Source organism: Brevundimonas sp., assembly GCF_035626975.1.
In the GTDB taxonomy this organism is placed as follows: Bacteria; Pseudomonadota; Alphaproteobacteria; order Caulobacterales; family Caulobacteraceae; genus Brevundimonas.
In genome coordinates this window covers 1-5,179 of sequence record NZ_DASPMQ010000013.1, presented here as the reverse complement: position 1 = coordinate 5,179, position 5,179 = coordinate 1, and the positions used below count along the sequence as shown (strand labels likewise).

The 5,179-nt window shown below is 68.4% G+C and carries 6 protein-coding genes; 4 read left to right on the top strand and 2 right to left on the bottom strand.

The features are described from left to right. Both VEB62_RS03900 and VEB62_RS03895 read right to left on the bottom strand, forming a co-directional pair. Window positions 1-380 (bottom strand): glycine zipper 2TM domain-containing protein (locus tag VEB62_RS03900; protein ID WP_324795654.1); only part of this gene is annotated, 380 nt, incomplete at its 3' end. Window positions 381-556: 176 nt separating this feature from the next. Beyond that, window positions 557-2,227, bottom strand: a complete 1,671-nt coding sequence (locus tag VEB62_RS03895) for a lysine--tRNA ligase (protein WP_324795651.1) — start codon at window positions 2,225-2,227, stop codon at window positions 557-559. Between the two features lie 287 nt (window positions 2,228-2,514). On the opposite strand from VEB62_RS03895, the gene VEB62_RS03890 reads away from it, so the two are divergent. The 4 genes from VEB62_RS03890 to VEB62_RS03875 all read left to right on the top strand — a co-directional run. Further along, window positions 2,515-3,024: an Hsp20/alpha crystallin family protein gene (locus VEB62_RS03890; RefSeq protein ID WP_324795648.1), complete on the top strand. Its 510-nt coding sequence runs from the start codon at window positions 2,515-2,517 to the stop codon at window positions 3,022-3,024. Between the two features lie 80 nt (window positions 3,025-3,104). After that, window positions 3,105-3,410: a hypothetical protein gene (locus VEB62_RS03885; protein WP_324795645.1), complete on the top strand. Its 306-nt coding sequence runs from the start codon at window positions 3,105-3,107 to the stop codon at window positions 3,408-3,410. Window positions 3,411-3,500: 90 nt separating this feature from the next. Next, entirely contained in the window at window positions 3,501-4,733 is a 1,233-nt protein-coding gene (gene queA / locus VEB62_RS03880) for a tRNA preQ1(34) S-adenosylmethionine ribosyltransferase-isomerase QueA (protein ID WP_414641980.1), read from the top strand. A 175-nt stretch (window positions 4,734-4,908) separates the two neighbouring features. Then, window positions 4,909-5,179: tRNA-guanine transglycosylase (locus VEB62_RS03875; protein ID WP_324795656.1), on the top strand; the 271-nt coding region annotated here is incomplete at its 3' end.

Sequence of the window (5,179 nt, the reverse complement as noted above, 5' to 3'; positions counted from 1 at the left end):
CGATAGTTGGTGCCGGGACCCGAGCGAATGCGCAGGTTCGAAGTGGCGCGGTAGGTGTCGCCCTGGCCGTAGCTGTAGTTCGAGCTGTAGGCCCGGGCGCGTTGCTGGTTGCAGCCGATGTAGGAGCCGGCGGCGGCGCCGGCGCCCGCCCCGACCACGGCGCCGAGCGTGCGCTCGTTGTCAGAAATCTGGCTGCCCGCAAGGCCGCCGATGACGGCGCCGATCAGGGCGCCGGCGCGCTGACGGCCGCCGGGGGCGTCGCAGTTGGTGATGCCGTTGGCCCGCGACTGCGCCATGGCGGCGGTCGGAAGGGCGGCGGGCGCCAGCGAGGCCAATATGGCGGCCGAGGCCAGAGCGACGGTGATCTTGTTCTTCGACATGGCTCATCTCCTGTCATCGAGTTGGTCGATGGACAGGCACAATGCACCGGCCAAGGTGAAGGCTCCCCGTGGCGCGGCGTTATGTTCAGTTCATGTACGTTACCGGACGAACGCGGGTCGGCGGATCCGGCGCGCGCGAAGCGCCAGGCCGCGTCGGGGCCGACGACCGCGGCTGCCTAGGATGCGAGTTTCCCGTTGGCGCCGTCCTCGATCAACCGGATGGTCTGCGGCAGGCCGTAGATGGCGGCGAAGGATCCGAAGCGCGGCCCCTGCGACGCGCCCAGCAACACCTCGTACAGCGCCCCGAACCAGGCGCGCAGCGGCTCGAACGCGTGCGCCTTGCCGACCGCATAGACCTCGGCCTGGATCAGCTCGCCATCCGTCGTGTCGGCGGGCAGCGCCCTCAGCCGCGCCGCCAGATCGAGCAGCGCCGCCTTCTCCTTCCCGTCCGGTGGACGGTAGGCCTTCCCCGGCTTCACGAAGTCCTCGTAATAGTTCAGCGCCCGGTCCATCAGCTGGTCCAGCAGCGGCTCGGTCTCCGGCGTCGCCTCGGGCAGATACTTCGCGAAATAGGCCCACAGCTGCGCCTTCGACGACGCATTGGCCACGCCGACCAGATTGAGCAGCAGGGCGAACGACACCGGCGAGGTGTGATCCGGCGGCGAACCGGCGTGGATCGACCAGACGGCGTTGTCGATCCGCTTGGCCGGCTCCTGCGTCTTGTACGCCTCGATGAAGGCCAGATAGTCGTCGATGGCGCGCGGAATGACGTTGAAGTGCAGCGACTTGGCCGACTTCGGCGACTGGAACATGTACCAGCTCAGCGACTCCGGCGTGCCGTAGCGCAGCCACTCCTCCATGGTCAGGCCGTTGCCCTTCGACTTGGAGATCTTCTTCCCCTCGACGTCGAGGAAGAGCTCGTAGTTGAAACCCTCGGGCGGGACGCCGCCGATGGCGCGGCAGACCTTGGAGCTCTCGCGCACGCTCTCGATCAGGTCCTTGCCCGACATCTCGTAGTCGACGTCCAGCGCGGTCCAGCGCATGGCCCAGTCCGGCTTCCACTGCAGCTTCACATGGCCGCCGGTGACGGGAACCTCGGTGCGGCCGCCGGCCGGATCGTCGAACACGATCGTGCCCTTCGCCACGTTCCGCTCCAGCGTCGGGACCTGCAGCACATGGCCGGTGACCGGACTGACCGGCAGGAAGGGCGAGTAGGTGGCGCGGCGCTCCTCGCCCAGCGTCGGCAGCATGATCGCCTGCACCGCGTCGAACCGCTCCAGCAGGGTCAGCAGGGTCGCGTCGAACCGGCCGGATTTGTACTGCTCGGTCGAGGACAGGAATTCGTACTCGAAGCCGAAGCTGTCGAGGAAGGCGCGCAGCCGGGCGTTGTTGTGGGCGCCGAAGCTGTCGTGGGTGCCGAACGGATCGCGCACCACGGTCAGCGGCTTGTGCAGGTCCTCGGCCAGCATCTCCGGATTGGGGATGCCCTCGGGCACCTTGCGCAGGCCGTCCATGTCATCGCTGAAGGCGATCAGCCGGGTCGGCCAGTGGTCGCCGGTCAGGGCGCGGAAGGCGTTGCGCACCATGGTCGTGCGCGCCACCTCGCCGAAGGTGCCCATGTGCGGCAGGCCGGACGGGCCATAGCCGGTCTCGAGGATCACCGGCCGCCGCAGCGCCTCGAACGTCGCCAGCGCCTCGTCCGTCTTGCCGGCGTCGATCAGCAGTTTCGCCGCGTTACGCTCGGCGTCGGAGAGCCGCTTCTTCAGCACCTGGGCCAGAAGGTTGCGGGCCTGTTCGAACGGCCAGGACTTTGCGTCCCGCGCGAGGGTTTCGAGGTTCTGCAGCATGCGAGGGGCTTTGCAGCGTCAGGGGCGGCGGGTCAACGGCGAGCCCTGAACGGGGAGACCGGCGACGCCGGAGTCAAATTCGTTTTGGGTCGAAATTTTCCTCGCCGGCTCCGCTTGCGGGCCCTTGAAGGCCCGCTGGCCGACCCCAATTTCCGGCGCCGGGACACTGTTCCCGGCGTCCCGTGCGGGACATCCCATGATCATTCGCCAACCGGCAGGATGAGACCTTGGGGGGGGCGGGTGCGAACCCGCCGCGCTCATCCTGCCTTCAGACAGGAGGTAGAGATATGCGAAATCTGACACCTTGGGGGCGCAACGACCGCGCCCCCGCGATGACCGGGCCCGAAGAGTCGGCCAACCCGATCGTTACGCTGCACCGCGAGATGAACCGGATGTTCGACAGCGTGCTTCGCGGCTTCGACACGCCGCTCGGCGCGGTTCTGGGCGGCGGAATATCGTCGGGCGGCCCCAGCCTTGATGTCGACGAGACGGACAAGGAGTACCGGGTGACCGCCGAACTGCCCGGGCTCGCCAAGGACGACGTCGAGATCACCTGTCAGGACGGGGTGCTGGTCATCCGCGGCGAGAAGCAGGGCGAGAAGCGCGAGGGCCGCGCCTTCAGCGAGCGCTGGTTCGGCCGGTTCGAGCGCCAGATATCGTTGCCCGACGCCGATGAGGAGCGGGCCAACGCCTCGTTTCGCGACGGACTGCTGACCGTCACCATCCCCAAGACGGAGCGCGCCCAGCAGAAGGCGCGGCGTATTCCGATCAACGATGCGTCGGCCACGACCCACTGATCGAAACGACCGGCGGACACGGTAGCGCGGGGTGGCGAACCCCGCGTGATCTGTCTCCGCATCGCTGACATCCCTGGGGAATGAGCGAAATGGAACGTGTGGTGGTCGAACCCCTGGCGACCGGCTGGGCCGTCCGGACGGGCGCCTTCGACAATCTTATGGTCTTCCGGTCCGGCGGCGCCGCCGAACAGGCGGGCCGGACTGTCGCACTCGCGCTCGCCGCCACCGGACAGGCCGCCGAACTGCGGCTGCGCCTGAAGGACGGGTCGACGGCGGGGCGTTTTGTCTGTCTGCCCCCGACGGAGAGGGATCCCGATCCGTTGATGGTCGGCGTCCGGCCTCGCGGCCGCGTCCGCGCCGGGACTCCGGATCTGTCGCCCGCCTGACGCGGACCGCGCGAGGCGGCGCCGGCGCGGGGCGTGATGCAACGGGTCGCGCTTGACCCCGCCTCGTCTCCATGTCCTTTGCGCCGCCTCATGCGGACCGCCGATTTCGACTTCGATCTGCCGGAAGACCGTATCGCGCTGCGCCCCGCGGAGCCGAGGGATTCGGCGCGCCTGCTGGTCGTTCGGGACGGCGGGCTGGAGGATCGGATCATCCGTGATCTGCCCGACTTCCTGCGGCCCGGCGACGCGCTGGTGTTCAACGACACGCGCGTGATCCCGGCCCGGCTGTCCGGCGTGCGCGAACGGATCGGGCCGGAGGGCGAGACCCTGACCGTCGAGGTCGAGGCGACGCTGCACCACCGCGATGAACCGGACGTCTGGTCGGCCTTCATGAAGCCCGGCAAGAGGATCAAGGCGGGTGACAGGGTCAGGTTTTCTGCTCCCTTCCCCCTGGAGGGGGGAAGGGCCGGGGATGGGGGTGGCGGCGGATCGGCTGGCGCGGTGTTGGACGCGGCGGACACCGCGTCTGAACTGGCATCCTCCACCCCCTCCCCAACCCCTCCCCCCTCCAGGGGGAGGGGCTTGATGTGCCTGCTCGGACAGTTGGACGCGACCGTGGTCGACAAGGGCGAGGACGGCCTCGTCACCCTGCGCTTCGACCTGTCCGGGCCGTTCCTGGACGAGGCGATCCGCGAGGTCGGGGTCATGCCCCTGCCCCCCTACATCGCCGCCAAACGGGCCGAGGACGACCGCGACCGGTCGGACTACCAGACCATGTTCGCCCAGTGGGACGGCTCGGTGGCCGCGCCGACGGCGGGTCTGCATTTCACCCCCGCCCTGATGGAAGCGATCCGGGCGAAGGGGGTCTCGACCCACGCCGTCACCCTGCACGTGGGCGCCGGCACCTTCCTTCCGGTCAAGGCGGACGACACCGCCGACCATAAAATGCATTCCGAGTGGGGCGAGGTGTCCGCCGAAACCGCGGCCGCCCTGAACGCCGTCCGCGCCGCCGGCGGGCGCATCGTCTGCGTCGGCACCACCTCGCTGCGCCTGCTGGAGAGCGCCACGGACGAGGACGGCGTGGTGCGGCCGTTTCACGGCGATACGGCCATCTTCATCACCCCCGGCTACGCTTTTCGCGCCGCCGACGTGCTGATGACCAATTTCCACCTGCCGAAGTCGACCCTGTTCATGCTCGTCAGCGCCTTCGCCGGGCTGCAGACGATGAAGGCCGCCTATGCGCACGCGGTGGCTGAGGGGTACAGGTTCTATTCCTATGGAGACGGCAGCCTGCTGTTTCGCCGGAACCCGCGTAATTCCTGAAATTGTTTCTTGTTGAATCAGCCGGTTGGCTGAACCTCAGCGTCCTCTGCCAACACCCCCCGCCGGCTCGTTTACAATGGCCGTACAGGCCAGCCCGCCACGCCCGTTCAGGAGAATTGTCCGAAGTGTCCGAACTGTCCCACGAAATTTCGCCGCCATCGGACACCCTGGCCGCCTGATGCCCTTTCCCTTCGACATCTCCGCCACCGACGGCCGCGCGCGCACCGGCGTGCTGAAGACCCCGCGCGGCGACATCCGCACGCCCGCCTTCATGCCCGTCGGCACCGCCGGTACGGTCAAGGCGCTGACGGTGGAGCAGGTGGCGGCCACAGGCACGGACATCCTGCTCGGCAACACCTATCACCTGATGCTGCGGCCGACGGCGGAACGAGTGGCGCGCTTGGGCGGCTTGCACCGGTTCATGCGCTGGGCAGGGCCGATCCTCA